Genomic DNA, 17,884 nt, shown 5'->3' on the forward strand with positions numbered 1-17,884 from the left:
TCAACCGGGACGGACTCCGGTCAGAGCGAGCCCGACGGCGACTCCGGCGAACGCGAGTGCTCCCACTCCGAGCCCGTAGCCCAGCCCCGCAGTCCAGCGGCCGGCGAGCAGCATCCGCACCGCCTCGACGCTCGCAGTGCTGAAGGTCGTGAAGCCGCCGATCAGTCCGGTGCCCAGCACGAGCCGCCACGACGCGTCCACGGAGCCGGTCAGCGCCAGCCCGGTGACGACTCCGAGCAGCAGTGAGCCCACGACGTTGATCAGCGCTGTGCCGACCGGCCAGCGCACCGGGACCAGCTGCCGGGCGACTCCGTCGAGCACGAGCCGAGCCGCCGAGCCGAGCCCGCCCGCCAGCGCGACCGCGATGAGCAGCCCCGGAGTCACGCGGCCACCCGTCGGCAACCCGCGACTGCGATGCCCAGCGCGGCGGCAGCGCCGCCGAGAACCAGCGTGCCTCCGGTGTAGAGGAGCGACTCGGCGAGGTGCCCGCCCTCGAGCAGGGTCACCGTGTCGAGAGAGAAAGTGCTGTAGGTGGTGAAGCCGCCGAGCACGCCCGTGCCGAGCAGGAGGCGCAGCGTCTGCCGACCGCCCTCGTCGGGTCCGCGGCGCGCGAGCCCCTCGAGCAGCAGGCCCAGGAGGAACGCCCCGAGCAGGTTGACGAGGACCGTCGCGATCGGCAGCGCCCCGAGTGGAGGCAGCCAGACGGCGACCGCGGCGCGGCCCGCCGTGCCGACCGCGCCGCCCGCGGCGACCAGGAGGATCGCCGCGGGCCGGAGGTGGAGGGGTCGCGTCACTCCGCGAGGTCCCACGGCGCGGGGCGCGACGGATCGCGGTCGGCGCGCGGGACGACGAGGACGGGGCGGTGCTGGTGATGCGCGAGGTGCGCTGCGACGCTCCCGCTGAGGAACTCGGCGATGCTCGCGAGCACGCCGGCGTCGCGCGTGCCGACGACGATCATCCGCGCGTCCACCTCCTCGGCGACCTGAGCGAGCGCGAGAGCGGGCTCGCCCTGGGCCGCGCGCAGCGACCACTGCACGCCACTGTCGGCGAGCTCGTGCTCGGCCGTCTCGCGCAGCACCGGCGGGATGCTCGGACCCTGGCCGCGATCCGGAGAGGCGCCGACGAAGCCCAGGGGGATGCCTCCGGTCATCGGATCGACGTACTCGCCGACCAGGTAGGGATCGGCTGACACCGAGACGAGCAGCAGAGAGGCTCCCGCATCGGCGGCGACGCGCGCGGCGGTCCGCAGGACCTCGGGCCGCTGGCCGTCGACGACACCGACGAGGACGGGCCCGGTGGGGGCGGTGGATGCGGTCATGAGGAGCTCCTTCCCGGTTGCGCCCCATCCTGGCACCGCGGGTCGAGAGCGTGTGGAGAACATCCGTCCACATCCACCGTGACCGTTCCGTTATCCGGCAGGGCCGCGTTAGACTCGATGCTCGCCGGACACCCCGCTGGCCCCCTATCCCCGAACGACCAGCACGAGGAGACCGCACGCGTGTCGAAGCCAGACATTCCCCGCACTGAGGAGTGTCCCGGCACCTCGAGCACCGTCCCCCTGACTCGGAGGGAGGCGCGCGCGGCCGAAAGGCTCGCCGCCGCGTCCGGTGCCGATGCCGAGAACCCGTCCGTCGCTGCGCCGGAGGAGACCGCGGCGGCCGAGAAGGCCGTCGGGGCTCCCGAGGCCGCCGTTCCCCGGGCCGGCGTCCCCCGAGCCGCCGTTGCCGGGGGCGGCGTGGCTCCGGGATCCGCCGCCTCCGCGCTCCCTGCCGCCGGGTCGACCGTCTCCGTCGAGGTCCCGGCCGGCGCCTCCCCCTCCTCGCTGTCGAGCCTCGCCGCGCCCCGTCGCTCCGCCGCTCCGAGCACCTCCGCGGCCCGCACGTCGGCCGAGCCGACCCGCTCGAGGGGCCTGAGCCGCCGCGCGCTGGGCTTCGCCACCTTCTCGGTCGTCGGCGGCCTGTTCGCCACCGCCGCGATCCCCGCGTACGGCGCTCGCAGCACCTCCGCCACCGCGACCGGCCGCGCCGCAGCGAGCAGGGCGGGCCTCCAGAACCTCACCGTCTCGTCGGAGGCCTCCGGCCAGACCGCGGTCCGCGACGCGTTCGCGGCTCCGACGCAGGCGCAGCTCGACGAGGCGAGCCGCCAGGCGGCCGTGCTCTCCGGGTCGAACAGCGGCGAGTTCTCGACCGTGCAGACGCGCGCGGTCGGCGACGACTACCCCTGGCCCTACGAGACCATCGACGACGACGGAGGCGGCCTCTCGCCCCTCGGCTACTACTACCGCGAGTGCGTCGACTTCGTGGCTTGGCGCCTCAACCGCGACGCCGGCCGCACCTCCGCACCGTGGAAGTACACCTGGGGGAACATCACGCCGCTCGGCGGCAGCGCCTACGAGTGGCCGGATAACTGGGCCGCCAAGGGCTGGGCCACCAGCAGCGTCCCGATCGTCGGCTGCGTCGCGTGGTGGACCTACAACCACGTCTCGTACGTGCAGAAGGTGAACGACGACGGCACCGTGCTCCTCGAGGAGTACAACTACGGCGGCAAGCACAGCTACGTGACCCGCACGTTCCCCGCGGCCCAGGTGCCGCTGTTCCTGTACCCGCCCGCCCTGTAGCGCCCGCCCTGCCTGTAGCGCCCGCGCCTCAGCGAACGAGCGCGGCCACGAGCGCGGCGAAGGCGGGCGACGCCGGGTCGACGAGGTCGAGGTGGCCGATGCCGGCGAGCTCGTGCAGGTGCACCGCGGGGTGGCGAGCGGAGTAGCGGCGGCTGTACGCGACGGGCACATCCTCATCGAGGGCGCCGTGGATCAGCGTGGTCGGCTGCAACGGCGCAGGCAGCTGCGCGGGATCGGCGCCGGCGAGCAGCGCGAGGTCGCCGCCGAGCAGCTCCCCCACCGCGTCGTCACTGAGGCGGTCGGCAGAGGCGGCTCCGAGGTCGAGCACGCCCGCGAGGGCCACGACCGCGGCGACGTGCGGCGACGGATGCGCGGCCTGCGACCAGACGGCGAGGTGCCCGCCCGCGGAGTGACCGACCAGTGCCGCCGGCCCCGCGCCGGGGAGAAGGGTCGGCAGCGCGGCGATCGCGGTCAGGACGTCCTCGCCCGTGCCCGGCCAGCCTCCGCCGGGATCGCCAACACGCCGGTACTCGGGGAGGAGCACGTCGTGCCCGAGGTCGGCCAGGGCGGCCGCGAGCGGGCGGGCGTGCAGCCGGTCCCACCGCGCTCGCCAGAACCCGCCGTGCACGAGGAGGACCACGCCCCGCGCCCCGCCCGGTGCCGCGCGGAACACCTCCGCGATCTGCTCCGGCGCGCGCCCGTACCGCCGCACCTCGTCCGGCTCGCGCGCTTCCCCCACGCCTCCAGTACCTCCCGCGAGATGCCACTTCGGTACGCCCCGCGCGGCGTGTCGCGTACTCAAGTGGCATCTCGCGGAGGGGAACAAGGGGACAGCGGACGGCGGGTCAGGACTCGAACCAGCCGCGGGGGTGGTGGTCGGCGGTGAGGGACGTGCGGGGGCGCGTCGGGACGGCCCAGCGGACGGCGTTCGCCAGCACACGCTGGATGTCCGGGTGGTGGTAGACGGGGTAGTCCTGGTCTCCGGGCGAGAAGTAGAAGACCTTGCCGAGACCGCGCGTATACGTGACTCCCGAGCGGAACACCTCGCCGCCGGTGAACGTCGAGAGGAACACGGTCTCCTCCGGTACCGGGATGTCGAAGTACTCGCCGTACATCTCCTGCTCGGGGATGATCAGCGGGCTCGGCACGCCCTCGGCGATCGGATGCGTCGGCGCGATCGTCCAGACCAGCTCGCGGTCGCGGTCGTTGCGCCACTTCAGCGAGCAGGTGGTGCCCATCAGGGCCGTGAAGATCGACGAGTAGTGGCCTGAGTGCAGGATCAGGATCCCCATCCCCTCGTGCACGTGCCGCAGCACCCGCCGCACGACCTCGTCCGACACCTCCTCGTGCGCGATGTGCCCCCACCAGAGCAGCACGTCCGTCTGCGCCAGCGCCTCCTCGGTGAGCCCGTGCTCGGGTTCGGGGAGGGTCGCGGTGCGCACCGAGACCGCGGAACCCAGTGACCGGGCGAGCCCGTCGGCGATCACACGGTGGATGCCGTCGGGGTAGTGGCGCAGCACGGTCTCGTCGCCGCGGGTCTCGTGGCGGAACTCGTTCCAGACGAGGACCCGGATCGGGGCGCTCATGCGACCGCCACCTCCTTCTTCTCGGCGGCGGAGCGGTAGATCGCGTCGATCACCCGGCTGCGGTGCAGCGCGTACTCGCCGTAGTGGCCGCAGTAGCGGGGCTCGCCCGCGGGAGCCTCGGCTCCCGAGGCGATCGCCGCCAGGAACTCGGCGATGACGGAGCGGTGGTGCCCGGCCGGGACCGTCACGTCGGGGTGGGAGACGGTCGGCGCTCCGGCGACCTCGGAGTAGAGCGTGAGCGTCCCCTCCGTGGCGTAGTCGGCGATGTGCAGGCGCGCCCCGCCGGCCGAGCCGAGCAGCTCGACCTCGATGTCCTCGTGCACTTTCGAGTAGCTGGCCCAGGAGGCGTCGAGCTGGAGGGAGCGGCCATTGTCGAGGCGCAGCAGGGCGCTCGAGAAGTCCTCCACCTCGAAGGCGTGCGTGCCGGTGGCGGCGACGCCGTACGGGCGTCCGCCGCGGCCGGAGCGGCCGATCTCGCCGTAGGCGACGGCCGAGACGCTGGTGACGCGCGGCTCGTCGAGCAGGTGCAGCGCGATGTCGAGCACGTGCGAACCGAGGTCGATCAGCGGACCGCCACCGGCGAGCTCCTTGCTGGTGAACCAGGAGCCGATTCCGGGGATGCCGGTGCGCCGCTGCCAGCTCGCCCGGGCGTGGTAGACGTCGCCGAGCGGAGCGTCGTCGAGGTAGTCGCGGAGGAAGGCGACGTCGGCGCGGCGGCGGTGGTTGTAGGCGATCTCGAGCACGCGGTCGTGGGCGCGCGCCGCCTCGACCATCTCGGCCGCCAGCTCCGCGGTCGTCGCGAGCGGCTTCTCGCAGAAGACGTGCTTGCCGCTCGCGAGCGCGGCGACGGCGATGGGGTGGTGGAGGTGGTTGGGAACGCCGATGGAGACGATGTCGAGGTCGTCGCGGGCGACCAGGTCCTCCCAGTCGGCGGAGAGGTCGGGGACACCGCGGGTCGCGCCGAGCTCGTGGAGGCGCGCCTCCTCCTGGCCTGCGAGCGCGACGACGCGGGCGCCGGGAAGGGACTGGAAGGCGTCGAGGTGGGTGGTGCCGGCGAAGCCGAGGCCGACGACGCCGACACGGAGCTCGGACGTGTTCTCTGTCATCCTCCGAGACTAGTCGAATTGATTCGAGTGCTCGATAAACGCCCGGCCGCGCCCTCCCGGCGGCCGGTGCAGAGCGCGCCGGCGGGCGACGCCCGAGGGGACCGGGCTGGCAGCATGTCGGCATGGACACCTTCCGCGATCAGGACGCCGCCGCCGAATACGCACGCGGGCTGCTGCGGGGCGAGCGGATCCGCCTCCGCGCCGCCACCGACGAGGATCTCGCCGAGGTCGAGCGGTGGTGGAACGATCCCGAGACCGCTGTGCTCCAGCAGGCGTCGATCCTCCCCCGTCCGGGCGGCGCAGTGAACGACCTGCTCCGCTCCTGGAGCGCCAACGCCTCACCGGGGTCGGTCGGCTTCGCCGTCGAGGAGGAGGCCGACGGCTCGCTGGCCGGCCACGTGGCGCTGTGGGGAGGCGCCGCGCCGCAGCGCTGCGGGACCCTCGCCGTCGTCCTCGGCCCGTATGCGCGCGGCCGGGGGCTCGGGACGGATGCGGTGCGCACCCTCGTCCGCTACGGCTTCGCCGAGCTGGGCCTGCACCGCATCGAGCTGCGGGCCTGGGCCTTCAACAAGAGGGCACGGGCCGCGTACCGGCGCTCAGGCTTCATCGAGGAGGGGCGCCGGCGCGACGCGCTGTTCCACGCCGGACGCTTCCACGACGAGATCCTGATGTCGGTACTGGCGCACGAGTTCCCGCACGCCTGAGGGCCGATGCCGACGGCCGAGGCGTCAGGCCCGGCCCAGTGCGCGACGTCCCGCCCGCCGAGCCCCGACAGCCCGACCGTCAGGTCACGTTGACGAGCGTGCGCTGCCAGCCGGAGGAGCCGTTCGGCGCGATCGGCGCGCGCTCCTCGATCTGCACGGCGCCGGTGCGGTCGACCGCCCGGACCGCCACGTAGTGCGAGCCGGTCTCGGCTTCCCAGTCGACGAACCACTGCACCCAGGTGTCGAGGTTGACGGGAGTCGAGAGCGTCGCCTCCTGCCAGTCGCCGTCGTCGATGCTCACCTCGACCCGGTCGATGCCGACCGTCTGCGCCCACGCGACTCCGGCGATCTTCGTGGCACCGGACGGGATCGCGGCACCGATGCGCGGGGTGTCGATCCGCGAGGACATCTTGATCGGCGCTTCGGCGGAGTAGCCGCGCGGCGTCCAGTACGCCTCGTCGGCCGCGAACGTGGTCACCTTCAGCTCGGTGAGCCACTTGGTGGCCGAGACGTAGCCGTAGAGGCCCGGGACGACCATCCGCACCGGGAAGCCGTGCTCGAAGGGCAGCGGCTCGCCGTTCATGCCGACCGCGAGGATCGCGTCGCGCCCGTCGTCGGTCAGCGCGCTCAGCGGAGTGGAGGCGGTGTAGCCGTCAGCGCTGGTCGAGAGCACCATGTCGGCGTCGCCCTGCACTCCGGCCATCGCCAGGACGTCGCGGATGGGGACGCCGAGCCACTTCGCGTTGCCGACCAGATCGCCGCCCACCTGGTTCGAGACGCAGGTGAGGGTCACGCCGTACTCATCGACGCCCATGTCGAGGAGCTGCTGGAGGGTCAGCATCACCTCCTGATCGACCATGCCGATGATCCTCAGCGTCCAGGTCGACGGATCGATGTTGGGCACGGTCAGCGCGGTGTCGACGCGGTAGAAGTCGGCGTTGGGCGTGTAGAGCGGGGTCAGACCCTCGATGTCGAGCTCGGCCCCGGCCGGCACGGCGAGGGTGGTGCGCGGAGTCGGCAGGCGCAGCGCCTCCCGCACGCTCGCGAGCGACGAGGTCGCCGCGTTGACGAGTCGGGCGCCGGTGCCGACGACCGCCGCGCCGACGGCCGCGATCAGGGCCACGCGGAAGAAGCCGCGGCGCTCGAGCGCGCCCGGGCGGGCCTCGGAGGCGGTTCCCCTCGCCTCCGAGGTGCGTGCCGCGCGCCAGCCGCGCAGTCGGGAGAAGAGCAGGTGCATCACGACGACGGCGACGACCAGGCCGACCAGGGTAGGCACCGCGGCGAGCGGAGCGGCTCCGGCGCGCGTGACGATCGCGGCGATCGAGAGCCCGCCGGCGATGATCAGCAGCACCTGCCCGAGCGGGGGGCGGAGCAGTTGCAGGACTCCGGCGATCGCGGCGGCAACGACAACGGCCGCGCCGACGCTCGCGAGCAGGAAGATCTTGTCGTTCTCGCCGAACGCCTCGATCGCGAACTCCTTGAGGGGTCGCGGCACGATGTCGACGATGAAGGCGCCGAGCGCGAGCACGGGACTGGCCGTGCGGGCGACGGCGAGGGCGACGAGTTCGGCGACGGCGAGGAGGACTCCGCCCGTCACGATGCCGGCGAGGGCGGCGAGCAGGAGGAATCGCGCTCGGTGCGCACTGCCCTGGCGCACGGGTGCCGCTGTCTGGTTCATGAAGGTGAGTGTTCGCCTCCCACCTGCCGATTCCCAGGGTGCCCCTGGTTTGGTCGTGTAAGCGTTTTTCTTCATAACGAACAGGTAACGCCCAGCCGCCCTCCCTCCGGTGTCTCGCGGAGGAAGGGGCGGACGGGTGTCAGCGGCAGGTGAAGGCGGGGTAGGCGGTCGCCACGGGAGTGCCGCCGGCGGTCACCGTCGCCGAACCGGCCGGTACCGAGGCGGCGCGGGTGGTGAACGCGTGCGAGGCGCTCCCGCCCGGCGCGACACCGCTGAACGGCGTCGAGCCCCAGCCGGAGGCGAGGGTGATCGCGGCCGGAGCCGTCGACGTGTTGCGCGCGGTCACCGTCAGCACCACCTTGCCCGCCACGCAGCGTGTCGCCGCCGCCGCCTCGACCGTCACCGCGGAGGCGCGGACGATCGAGAGCCGGTAGGTCACGCTGGTGCTGTGGTCCTGCGCCGACGACTCGATCACCACGCTCGTCGTCCCTGTCGTCGCGAGCGGAACCGTGCGGCGCACCGTGTCGTCGATCAGCACGCCGTCGACCGTCACCAGACCACTCCCGACTGCCGGGTCGAGGTCGAGCGAGACGCTCGTCGTCGCGGTCGGCACCGTCAGAGTCAGGTCGCGGACGCCCGCGGCGAGCGCCGGAGACAGCGTCCCCACGTCGGAGGCCAGGGTCGTCAGCTCGGCGGCGGTCGAGTACCCGGTCGCCTCGGTCGTGTACACGCCGAACACCCCGCCGACGTAGCTCGCCCCTGTGCCCTGGAAGCGGACGGTGACCACGGGAATCCGCTGCCCCTGCGCATCGAGGACGTAGGCGCCGCTCTGGTCGCGCTTGTAGCTGTCCTTCGCGGCGATGCCGTCGAGCACGGCCCGGGGGATCTCGTCGTACTGGACGTACCACTCGGTCGCGCCCGCGGCGCCCGAGACCACTTCGGTCTTGAGCTTCACGTTGTTGAGGTAGACGTCGAAGGTGCGTCCCGCGTCGCCGCCGTAGTAGCGGACACCGAGGTGGTTCTCGGACAGGCTCGGGTCGACGATCATGTCGTACTGGAAGAACGCGTCCGCCGAGCGCTGGCCGTCGCGGTAGCTCTCGCCGCGCCAGGTGCCGACCGACGACTTCGCGAACCGGTGGTTCTTGTCGGCCTCGCTGTTGTTGTTGTCGAACGAGGTGAGGGAGTCGATGGTCGTCTCGTCGACGCGCAGCTGCTCCTTCTGCGTGCGGATGAGCGCCTGGGCCGCGGCCGAGTCCGGCTCGATCAGGGTCAGGTAGGTCGCGTAGCGGGCGTTGTAGAGGCTGTAGTACGGGGTGAGCACCCGGGCCGCGGAGGCAGCGTCGACGTTCTTCATGCCGAAGCGCATCGTGGTGCGGCCGTTGCCGTCCGCGCCGTCGGGCAGGCGGACCAGGTTGTCGCGGATCGCCGACGTCCAGGTCGCGGAGTCCGCGACGACGATGGTCGAGTTCACCGACTTGTCGGCCGTGCCCATCCGCACCAGGACGCCGGCCACGTACGACGCCTCGACGTTCGAGCGGTTCAGCTCTGTCGCCAGCAGCACCGGTCCGTAGCGGAACGCGGCCCAGTCGGGGTTCTCGGTGTCGGCGACGACCGAGACCGCGGCGGGCAGCGTCCAGGTGAGCACATCGCCCGCCGAGACGGGGACGGAGACGTAGCCCGCCTCGGCCGTGACCGCGCGCGCAACGCCGTTCACGGTGAGCGTCGGAGCCCCGTCGATCCAGGAGGGGACGCGCAGCTTCAGGGCCGTGCCCGCGGCCACGGCTCCCCCGTCGAGCGCCTCGACCCGCAGGGTCGCCGTGTCGGTGCTCGGGATGTCCGCCGTCTGGGTCAGCGTCAGATTGTTCGCGGAGGAGCGGAGCACGGAGGAGCGGAACTGGTTCACGATCACCGTCCGGGGCTTCTCGAAGTAGATCGAGTCGCCGAGCTTGGTGAAGCTCTCGATCCCGGTGCCGTGATCGCACCAGAACTCGTCGTGCTCGTGCCCGAAGACCTTCGCGTAGCCCGCGGTCTGCGGCTGGAAGTAGGTGACCATGCCGGTCTCGGGGTTCTGCACCGAGAGGACGCCGTTGATGAACGCCTCCTCGTAGAAGTCGGCGTACCTCACGTCCTCCGTCACCTGGAACAGGGCCCGGGTGAGCTTGAGCATGTTGTAGATGTTGCAGCCCTCGGAGGTGGAGTTCTCGCCGTATCCGGTGGTCTGGCCGTTCGTCGCGTACTCGTACAGGGTGCCCGGCGCATGGAAGTGCTCGGACTGGCTGTTGCCCCCGTTGGCGTAGGTGTGCGATTCGTCGACCATCCGCCAGAAGTTCTCGGCGGCGCGCCGGTACATGTCGAGGTCGGCCTTCTCGGCCGTGGTCAGGGTCGCGAGGAGCGAGGGGTTGTCGCTGAAGACGGTGTAGCGCTTGAGCGCGCCGATCAGCTTGGGGATCGTCGTGTTCGCGTGCAGGCCGTTCAGCACGTCCTCGTTGTTCGCGAGCTTCCGGAACAGCGCCGTCTCGTCGAAGTACTCGGCAGCTCGCTTGTGCGCCGGCTTCTCGGTGATCTCGTAGAGGCGGTAGAGCGCCTCGTTCATTCCGCCGTACTCGGTGCTGAGCAGCTGCGAGGGGTTCGCCTGACGGCCGGCCCAGTTCGTGATCCACGAGCCGAAGCCGTCGGCGACGACGAGCGCCTTCTGCGAGAGCGCGTCGGGCGCGTACTGGTGGGCGTCGAGGAGGCCAGCGAGCACCTTGTGCAGGTTGTAGAAGGGCACGAGCAGGCCGTCGGATCCGCTCGGCAGGTAGCTCACCGGGAACGGCGAGACGTAGCCCGCGTTCGCCGGGTCCTTCGCCGCGTAGGCGTCCTGCACCTTCTTCAGGCCGTCGACCGAGGCGGTGAGCGTGGCGAGCAGCGCGGCCTTCGTGGCCGGATCCTCCGCGGTGGCGTACGCCTGCGAGAGCGCCGAGACGTAGTGGCCGAAGAAGTGGCCCTGGAACCGGGTGCCGCTCTCGCGCTCCCAGCCGCCGTAGCCTCCGGTCGTCGTCGGGGCGAGCCCGGCCTGACGGTAGAAGGAGTAGAGGAACATTTCGGGGTCCAGGCTCAGCAGGTACTCGACGGTCTGCTGCTCGCCGTTCTCGAGGTACGGGTCCTGCACCGAGACATCGGTGAGACCGGCCTCGAGGAGGTAGCCCGAGGTCGTGGTGCCGCGGGGCTGCACCTCGACGGTGACGGTCCTGGTGACGGCGGCGCTGCCTCCGTAGACCGCCGACCCGGTGACGGTGACCGGCGTTGCGGCACCGGTGGGCGGGGTGACGGTCGCGGTGCCGCCACTGAAGGCGAGGGCGGCCGGGTCCGAGGAGGACCAGCTGAGCTCGGAACCCTTCGCTCCGCGGGTGGGCAGCGAGAAACCGGTGCTGGTGGCGGTCGGTGGCGAGACGGCGTCGAGGTCGGCGCGGGCCACGGCGGCCGGGTCGAAGGAGGGATCGTGGGCCTTCGTCAGAGCGACGACGTCGGCCGTCGTGGCGACTCCGCTGTAGAGGGCGTAGTCGTCGAGCAGGCCGCGCAGATGGCTGCCGTTGTAGCCAGGGCCGTTGAAGCCGAGGGTCTTGGTGGAGGTGCTCTCGGCGCCGAGGACGCCGGTCGCGGAGCCCGAGGCGGCGTACTTCACCGCGCTGGGCTGCTGGACGCCGTTGCGGTAGAACGCGACGTCCTTGGTGCTCCTGTCGTAGGTGGCGACCACATGGGTCCACTGCCCGGCAGGGAAGAAGTCGGCGCGGGCGGTCTCGACCGCGACCTTGTACGGCTGCCCGGTCGACGGGCCGACCGAGAGCGCGAGCGGAGTGCCGTCGCCCTCGGAGCTGAGGTACCAGCCGTCCGAGTTGTAGGTGGTCTTGTTCCAGGTGAAGACCTGCTCGCCTGTCATCGCGGCGCTCGGCCGGTACCAGAACGAGACCGTGAGGTCGGCGGGCTGGAGGGCGGCCGCGGTGCCGAGGCTCACGGCGTTCGAGCCGGTGAACGCGAAGGCCTGGCCGCTGAGGCCGGTGCCGTAGGAGGCGGTGCCCTTCTGCATCCCCACGGCGGTGCCGCGGCCGCTGGTGTCGGCGAGGCTGCCGTCGAAGGGCAGCTCGAGCACCTTCGTGCTGTCGAGGGAGGTGGTGGGTGCCGCCTGAGCGGTCGGGCCGACCGCGAGCAGTCCCGCCGTCAGCGCCATCACCGCCGCCGCTGCGATCGCTGTCCGTCGTGTCGTCATCCTGGAGCCTCTCGTCGTTGAGAAGAGCGACGGCGTCAAATCGTGCCACGAGCTGTCGTCAGCGGAATGTTACCGTTAACACTCGGTTTTCGGAATGCCCTTGGAGCGCGGACCGAGCGGACACGGAGGCGCACTCAGTGCCGTACGGGCCGCCTCTCGAGCGCCGCCCGGAGGTACGGCGCCGTGCGGCTCCCCTCGGCGAGGGAGACCTGCTCGGGCGTGCCCGTCGCGACGACAGTGCCGCCCGCCTCCCCCGCCCCCGGACCCAGGTCGATGACCCAGTCGGCGTCCGAGACGATGCGCATGTCGTGCTCGACGACGATCACGGTGTTACCCGCCTCGACGAGGTGCTGGAGGTGCGCGACGAGGCGGTCGGCGTCGGCGGGGTGCAGGCCAGAGGTCGGTTCGTCGAGCAGGTAGAGGGTGTCGCCGCGCTGCGCGCGCCGCAGCTCCGAGGCCAGCTTCACCCGCTGGGCCTCGCCGCCCGAGAGCTCGGGGGCCGGCTGGCCGAGGGCGACGTAGCCGAGCCCGACGTCCAGGAGGGCGTCGAGGTGCCGCACCACCTCCGGCTCGGTCGCGAACGCCTCCCTCGCCGCGGTGACGCTCAGAGCGAGGACGTCGGCGATCGTCCGGCCGTCGAGCGTCACCTCGAGCGTCTCGGGGTTGTACCGGGTGCCGCCGCACGTCACGCAGGGCGCCTGCACCGTCGGCAGGAACAGCAGCTCGACCTCCATGGTGCCCTCGCCTTTGCAGACCGGGCAGCGCCCGCTGGGCTGGTTGAACGAGAAGCGACCGGCGCCGTAGCGGCGGCGCTTCGCCTCCGGAGTCGCCGCGAAGAGCGCCCGCACCCGGTCGAACAGACCCGTGTAGGTCGCGACGTTCGAGCGCGAGGTGCGGCCGATGGGGGTCTGGCTCACCTGCACGACGCGGCGCAGGCGCTCCGCGGGTCCGGAGGCGCGGCCGAGCGTGACAGCGGCCGCAGTGTCGAGCAGCGGATCCTCGGACTCGCGCTCCTCGTCCGCGGACTCGTTCTCGGCGAGGTCGGCGCGCAGGCTCGCCCGCAGCAGATCGGGGAGGGCCTGGTTGACCAGCGTCGACTTCCCCGAGCCGGAGACGCCCGTCACCGCGATGAGAACGCCGACCGGGAACGAGACCGCGAGGTCGCGGAGCGTGTTCCGGGAGACTCCAGAGAGATCGATCCGCAGCTCCGCCGTGCGGCGCTCGCGCACCGGCGGGATGCTGCCGGACTCGGGGAACAGGTAGCGCCGGGTGACCGAGTCGGAGGCGCTCCGGATGCCGTCGAGACCACCCGAGTAGACGACGGTGCCGCCTCCAGTACCGGCTCCGGGGCCGATGTCGACGATCCAGTCGGCCTCGCGGATCACCTCGAGCGAGTGCTCGACGAAGAAGACCGTGTTGCCCGTCGCGCGGAGCGTGCGGAGGATGCCGAGCAGCGCCTCCGTGTCGGCCGGATGCAGCCCGGCCGACGGCTCATCGAGGACGAACACGACTCCGAACAGGCGCGAGAGGACCTGGGTGGCGAGGCGCATCCGCTGGAGCTCGCCCGTCGAGAGGGTCGGCGTCGGCCGGTCGAGCGAGAGGTAGCCGAGACCCAGGTCGACGATCGGCGACATGCGCGCGATCAGGTCGGCGACGAGGCGCTGCGCGGCCAGCCGGGTCTCGGGGGCGAGGGCGGGCGCGCCCGTCGCGGTCCAGCCCGGCTCGAGCACCCGCTCGAGGAGGGCGCGGAGATCGTGGAGCGGGAGGGCGGAGAGCTCGGTGATGTCGCGGCCCTCGAAGGTGACGGCGAGCGCCTCCGGCTTCAACCGCCTGCCGCGGCAGGTGCCGCACACGACGCTCACCAGGAACGATCCAGCGCGCTCGCGCATCCGGGCGCTCTTCGAGCCGGCGAAGGTGTCGAGGACATAGCGGCGCACCCCGAGGAACGTGCTCATGTAGCGCGGTTCGACGCCTGCGGCGACGGCGGCCCGCACGTCGGCCGGCGAGCGGTCGGTGAAGATCGGCACCTGCGGCGACTCGTCGGTGTGCAGGATCCAGTCGCGCGCCTCCTCGGGGAGCGTCCGCCACGGCACGTCGATGTCGTGGCCCAGCGAGATCAGGCTGTCGCGCAGCTGCTTGCCGTGCCAGGCGGTCGGCCAGGCGGCAAGGGCGCCGTCGCGGATCGAGAGCGAGTCGTCCGGCACCATCAGCTCGTCGGGCACGTCGTAGACCCGGCCGATGCCGTGACAGGTCGGGCACGCGCCCTGCACGGTGTTGGCAGAGAAGTCCTCGGCGAGGAGCATCGGCGCCCCCTCCGGATACGTGCCGACCCGCGAGAAGACCATGCGCACGACGCTCGAGAGGGTGGTCGCGCTGCCGAGCGTCGAGCGGGCCGAGCCCGCGGAGCGGCGCTGCGGGAGGGCCACAGCGGGCGGGAGCCCGTCGATGGAGTCGACCTCCGGCACGCCGACCTGGTCGATCAGCCGGCGGGCGTAGGGGGCGACCGACTCGAAGTAGCGCCGCTGCGCCTCCGCGTAGAGGGTGCCGAACGCAAGCGAGCTCTTGCCCGATCCGGAGACGCCCGTGAAGGCGACGAGGGCGTCGCGCGGGATGTCGACGTCGATGCTCCTGAGGTTGTTCTCGCGGGCTCCGCGCACGCGGACGCGGTCGAGGTGGGCGGGGGTTCCGTGCTCGCTCATCCCTCTAGCCTGCCGTGTGCGGGATGTGGGGCGGCCCGGGCGCGCTCCGGCGCGGCTGGTCGAGACGGCCCGGTGTGCGCCGAGCCGGCGTCGAGGCGGCGGGGCCTCAGCGAGGCGGCGGCGGCTCGGCCGTTCGCCCGAGCACCGGCGGACGAGCCGGGCGCCTCACCCCATTACCCGGAGAACGAGGAGGAAGGGGATGAGGACATCTCCCTCGCCTCGCTCAGGGACGCCGACGGCCGGTTCTGCGCCACACAGCGAAGACGATGAGCCAGAACACCGCGTAGATCATCAGGACGGGAAGAAGCTCCCACGACAACCCTCGGGCAGTCACGATCTGCACCACGACGTGAACCACGACGACGGGAGCCAGCACGAGAGTGGCGAAGAGGGCCGGGGACATCCGTCCGTCGGCAGTCATTGGCAGCTGAATCCGGTCGGCCCCGCGAGGGGGTAGATCCGCATCTCGCGCCCATCCGGGCAGACCCCGTTGGCGACGACGATACCGACGATCATCGCGATCACTGCGGCACCCGCCCCACAGCCGACCCCTCCTGTTTCGGGACCGAGGAGAGCGCAGACGGACGCGATGAGAGACGCTGACGCTCCTGTCACCATCGCCTGCTGCTCCGCTTCGGTGAGTTGAATGTACGGCCACGGATCCGCGCCACCCGAGATCAGAACGCTGAACGGTACTCCGCGACTGAGAACTCGTGGCGCGTCGGCTGCTTCCGGTTGCCCGGAAACGGCACTGACGAACGCTCTCCCCACTGCACTGTGCAGTGTCTCCGCGGAGACCTTGCCGGGATCGAACCTGTTCGCCGGACGATCGTAGGCGGAGACCAACTCAGTGATCTGATCCGCCAGCTCCTGGTAGCTCGAGTCGGTCTGCTCGATCGACACGGGTGTCACGAGCGCTGACGGCCGATGACCTTCCGCGGCCACCGCCGACGGGGGGGGTGCGCCATCGCGACTGCTGTCAGCGCAGCCACGGCGACGACGAAACCGGTGCCGGAATTCTTCTTCACATCGACCCTCCTCAGTGCCGCTCGAAGCCAAGCGCCTCCGTGCGTCCCCGCAATCGACGAGAGTCGGGAAAGGATCTTTCTCCTCCCCCAGCCCAGATGCCTGGTCCGTCGGGGCTTGAGTCGGACGGTACTCATCCGCCTTACCGACATCCTTCTCATTCTCTTCAAGAACATTCATGACAGCGGCGACATCGCCGACCGGAGGCTGCGGGGCGTCACCTCCGGCTGCCGTGGTGCACCGTCGATGGGGAAGACCCGGCGTCACGGAACAGGCATCGGCCGAGCAGACGGAGGCGGCGCCGCGTGTCAGCCGAGACCGTGGCGGTGCGCGAAGGCGACGAGCTGGAGGCGGGAGGCGAGGCCGAGCTTGGCGAGGATGCTCGAGACGTGGCTTTTGATGGTGGACTCGCTCAGGTGCGCCGCCGCCGCGATCTCGGCGATGCTCCGGCCCTGCGCGGCCGAGGCGAACACCCCCTTCTCTCGGGCCGAGAGCACCTCGGGCCGAGAGCACCTCGGGGCGAGCGGCCACGGCGGGCGGCGCGTAGTCGCGGAGCGGGGCGTGCTGTCCGCCGCCGGCCACCACGGTCCGCCCGGCGGCGACGGCGCGCACGGTGCCCAGCAGCAGCTCGGTCGTCGCGTCCTTCATCAGGAACCCCGCCGCTCCGGCCGCCAGCGACTCGGCGACGACACTGTCGTGCTGGTGCGTGGTCAGGATGACCACCCGCGTGGCGACGTCGGGATCGCGGGCGATCCTCCGCGTCGCCGAGATGCCGTCGAGCAGCGGCATGCGCACGTCGAGCAGGAGCACGTCGGGGGCCTCGCGCCGGACGAGCTCGACGGCCGCCTCGCCGTCGTGCGCGGCGCCGGCGAACTCCAGCCCCGGCTCCGCGTCGAGGAGCATCTGTAGGCCCGAGCAGAACAGCACGTGGTCATCGGCGACGGCGATGCGGATCACGCTGCGGCCTCGAGCACGTGCGCCGGGATCGACGCGGTGACGCGGAACCCGCCGTCGTCCTCCTCCGCCGTCAACCAGCCGCCGGCGAGCTCGGCCCGCTCCCGCATGCCGTTGACCCCATGGTCCGAGCCGCTCGACTCCGCTCCGGAGCAGCCGCGCGACGCGACCTCGAGCAGCAGCGCGGACTCCTCCCAGACCAGACGCACCTCGGCGTTCGGCGTGCCGCCGCTGTGACGGAGCGCGTTGGTGAGCGACTCCTGCACGATCCGGTACACCGCGAGCTGCTGCCCCGGCGACAGGACGGCGCGATCGCCCTGCTCCTCGAGCACCACCGAGAGGCCGGCCGAGCGGAAGCGGTCGACGAGGTGCGGGAGGGAGTCGAGGTCCGGCTGGTCGAGCGCGTCGGGATCGGCTCCGAGCGACTCGATCACCAGGCGCACCTCGATGAGCGAGGCGCGGGCGACGTCGGCGACCGCCCGCAGCGACGCCTCCGCGCGGTCGGGTTCGGTGCGGACGAGGCGCTCGGCGCCGGTCGCCTGCACGAGGACGATCGAGAGCGACTGAGCCATCACGTCGTGCACGTCGCGGGCGATGCGCGCCCGTTCGGAGGTGAGGGCGAGCTCACGGTCCGCCTCCGCGAGCCCGTCCGCGAGGGCGCGCCGCTCGAGGAGGAGGGTCGCGCGGGCGCGGGTGACCCGCAGGAGCCGGCCCACGAGCCAGCCGACGCCGACGACGATCGCGCCGGTGGCGGCGGCCTCGATCCCGTTCGTCGTCGCCATACCGTGCAGGGCGAGCGTGCTGCCCGCACCGACGAGGGCGACGAGGAGGAGGATCCGACCGACCGTCATCCGCCGCTCCGACACCCGAGCAGCGGCGACCGCGAGCCCCGCGATGAGGAAGGGATCGGCGGGGACCGCGTCCGGCAGGAGGAACGGCGTCACCGAGGCCGCGCTCGCGACGGCGACGGCCGGCCAGGGCAGCAGCGGCCCGAAGGCGATCAGCGCGCAGACGACGTACTGCGGCCCGAACGCGAGAGGGCCCGTGCGACCAGGGCAGACGCCCGACCTCGCCCCAGATCCACAGCGCGAGGAACACCAGCGCGGTGGCGATGTCGAGGACGATCGGGGGAAGGCGGCGCAGGACTCGGATCATGCCGCGACCGTACCGAGGCACGGTGCTCCCCGGCGCGGGTCGGCGGTGCATTTCGTCCGAACGGAGGAGAGATGCGGGCCGTCCCGTGGAGAAGGCGAGGGGACGGCCCGCAC

The 17,884-nt window shown here is 72.0% G+C and carries 15 protein-coding genes and 1 pseudogene; 2 read left to right on the forward strand and 14 right to left on the reverse strand.

What is annotated here, in order from left to right; translation table 11 throughout:
- From GSU10_RS14120 to GSU10_RS14130, 3 genes are read right to left on the reverse strand one after another with little or no spacing between them, the layout of a single operon-like run.
- The gene (locus GSU10_RS14120) at nucleotides 1-384 is read right to left on the reverse strand and encodes a fluoride efflux transporter FluC (RefSeq protein WP_068213344.1); all 384 of its coding nucleotides are present in this window, start codon (nucleotides 382-384) and stop codon (nucleotides 1-3) included.
- Entirely contained in the window at nucleotides 381-794 is a 414-nt protein-coding gene (locus tag GSU10_RS14125; protein ID WP_199220878.1) for a FluC/FEX family fluoride channel, read from the reverse strand. Before GSU10_RS14125 ends, GSU10_RS14120 begins: the two co-directional genes overlap by 4 nt.
- A complete protein-coding gene (locus GSU10_RS14130) occupies nucleotides 791-1,318 on the reverse strand; it encodes a universal stress protein (protein ID WP_158286121.1) in 528 nt (175 codons plus the stop codon). The genes GSU10_RS14125 and GSU10_RS14130 overlap by 4 nt, the downstream gene beginning before the upstream one ends.
- A gap of 180 nt (nucleotides 1,319-1,498) precedes the next feature.
- On the opposite strand from GSU10_RS14130, the gene GSU10_RS15620 reads away from it, so the two are divergent.
- Nucleotides 1,499-2,617, forward strand: coding sequence for a CHAP domain-containing protein (locus GSU10_RS15620; RefSeq protein WP_132505339.1), 1,119 nt, complete (start codon nucleotides 1,499-1,501; stop codon nucleotides 2,615-2,617).
- A 28-nt stretch (nucleotides 2,618-2,645) separates the two neighbouring features.
- Here GSU10_RS15620 and GSU10_RS14140 read toward each other — a convergent pair whose 3' ends face one another.
- The 3 genes from GSU10_RS14140 to GSU10_RS14150 form a co-directional block, all read right to left on the reverse strand.
- A complete protein-coding gene (locus tag GSU10_RS14140; RefSeq protein WP_132505336.1) occupies nucleotides 2,646-3,356 on the reverse strand; it encodes an alpha/beta hydrolase family protein in 711 nt (236 codons plus the stop codon).
- Nucleotides 3,357-3,462: 106 nt separating this feature from the next.
- Nucleotides 3,463-4,203 (reverse strand): ThuA domain-containing protein, encoded by a 741-nt coding sequence (locus GSU10_RS14145; protein WP_132505333.1) that lies wholly within the window; start codon nucleotides 4,201-4,203, stop codon nucleotides 3,463-3,465.
- Nucleotides 4,200-5,309: a Gfo/Idh/MocA family protein gene (locus GSU10_RS14150; RefSeq protein ID WP_068211369.1), complete on the reverse strand. Its 1,110-nt coding sequence runs from the start codon at nucleotides 5,307-5,309 to the stop codon at nucleotides 4,200-4,202. The genes GSU10_RS14145 and GSU10_RS14150 overlap by 4 nt, the downstream gene beginning before the upstream one ends.
- Nucleotides 5,310-5,431: 122 nt before the next feature.
- Here GSU10_RS14150 and GSU10_RS14155 point away from each other — a divergent pair, with 122 nt between their 5' ends.
- Nucleotides 5,432-6,013, forward strand: coding sequence for a GNAT family N-acetyltransferase (locus GSU10_RS14155; RefSeq protein ID WP_132505330.1), 582 nt, complete (start codon nucleotides 5,432-5,434; stop codon nucleotides 6,011-6,013).
- 79 nt (nucleotides 6,014-6,092) lie between these two features.
- Here the strand turns inward: GSU10_RS14155 and GSU10_RS14160 are convergent, their stop codons facing one another.
- The 8 genes and pseudogenes from GSU10_RS14160 to GSU10_RS14190 form a co-directional block, all read right to left on the reverse strand.
- Nucleotides 6,093-7,691, reverse strand: coding sequence for a molybdopterin-dependent oxidoreductase (locus tag GSU10_RS14160; RefSeq protein WP_068211366.1), 1,599 nt, complete (start codon nucleotides 7,689-7,691; stop codon nucleotides 6,093-6,095).
- Between the two features lie 139 nt (nucleotides 7,692-7,830).
- Nucleotides 7,831-11,937 carry a beta-L-arabinofuranosidase domain-containing protein gene (locus tag GSU10_RS14165; RefSeq protein WP_068211364.1) on the reverse strand — a complete coding sequence of 1,369 codons (4,107 nt, stop codon included), beginning with the start codon at nucleotides 11,935-11,937 and terminating at the stop codon, nucleotides 7,831-7,833.
- Between the two features lie 134 nt (nucleotides 11,938-12,071).
- A complete protein-coding gene (locus GSU10_RS14170; protein ID WP_132505327.1) occupies nucleotides 12,072-14,636 on the reverse strand; it encodes an excinuclease ABC subunit UvrA in 2,565 nt (854 codons plus the stop codon).
- Between the two features lie 223 nt (nucleotides 14,637-14,859).
- Nucleotides 14,860-15,039, reverse strand: coding sequence for a hypothetical protein (locus tag GSU10_RS14175; protein WP_132505324.1), 180 nt, complete (start codon nucleotides 15,037-15,039; stop codon nucleotides 14,860-14,862).
- Nucleotides 15,040-15,053: 14 nt separating this feature from the next.
- Complete coding sequence (locus GSU10_RS14180) at nucleotides 15,054-15,539, reverse strand: hypothetical protein (protein ID WP_068211358.1); 486 nt, start codon at nucleotides 15,537-15,539, stop codon at nucleotides 15,054-15,056.
- A gap of 431 nt (nucleotides 15,540-15,970) precedes the next feature.
- The gene (locus GSU10_RS15550) at nucleotides 15,971-16,159 is read right to left on the reverse strand and encodes a response regulator transcription factor (RefSeq protein WP_244311483.1); all 189 of its coding nucleotides are present in this window, start codon (nucleotides 16,157-16,159) and stop codon (nucleotides 15,971-15,973) included.
- 175 nt (nucleotides 16,160-16,334) lie between these two features.
- Nucleotides 16,335-16,565, reverse strand: a pseudogene (locus GSU10_RS15555) (response regulator); the annotation flags it as partial.
- A gap of 50 nt (nucleotides 16,566-16,615) precedes the next feature.
- Nucleotides 16,616-17,560, reverse strand: coding sequence for a sensor histidine kinase (locus tag GSU10_RS14190; RefSeq protein WP_068211355.1), 945 nt, complete (start codon nucleotides 17,558-17,560; stop codon nucleotides 16,616-16,618).
- Nucleotides 17,561-17,884 lie beyond the last annotated feature (324 nt).

The organism is Rathayibacter tanaceti (assembly GCF_009834165.1).
Taxonomy (GTDB): domain Bacteria; phylum Actinomycetota; class Actinomycetes; order Actinomycetales; family Microbacteriaceae; genus Rathayibacter; species Rathayibacter tanaceti.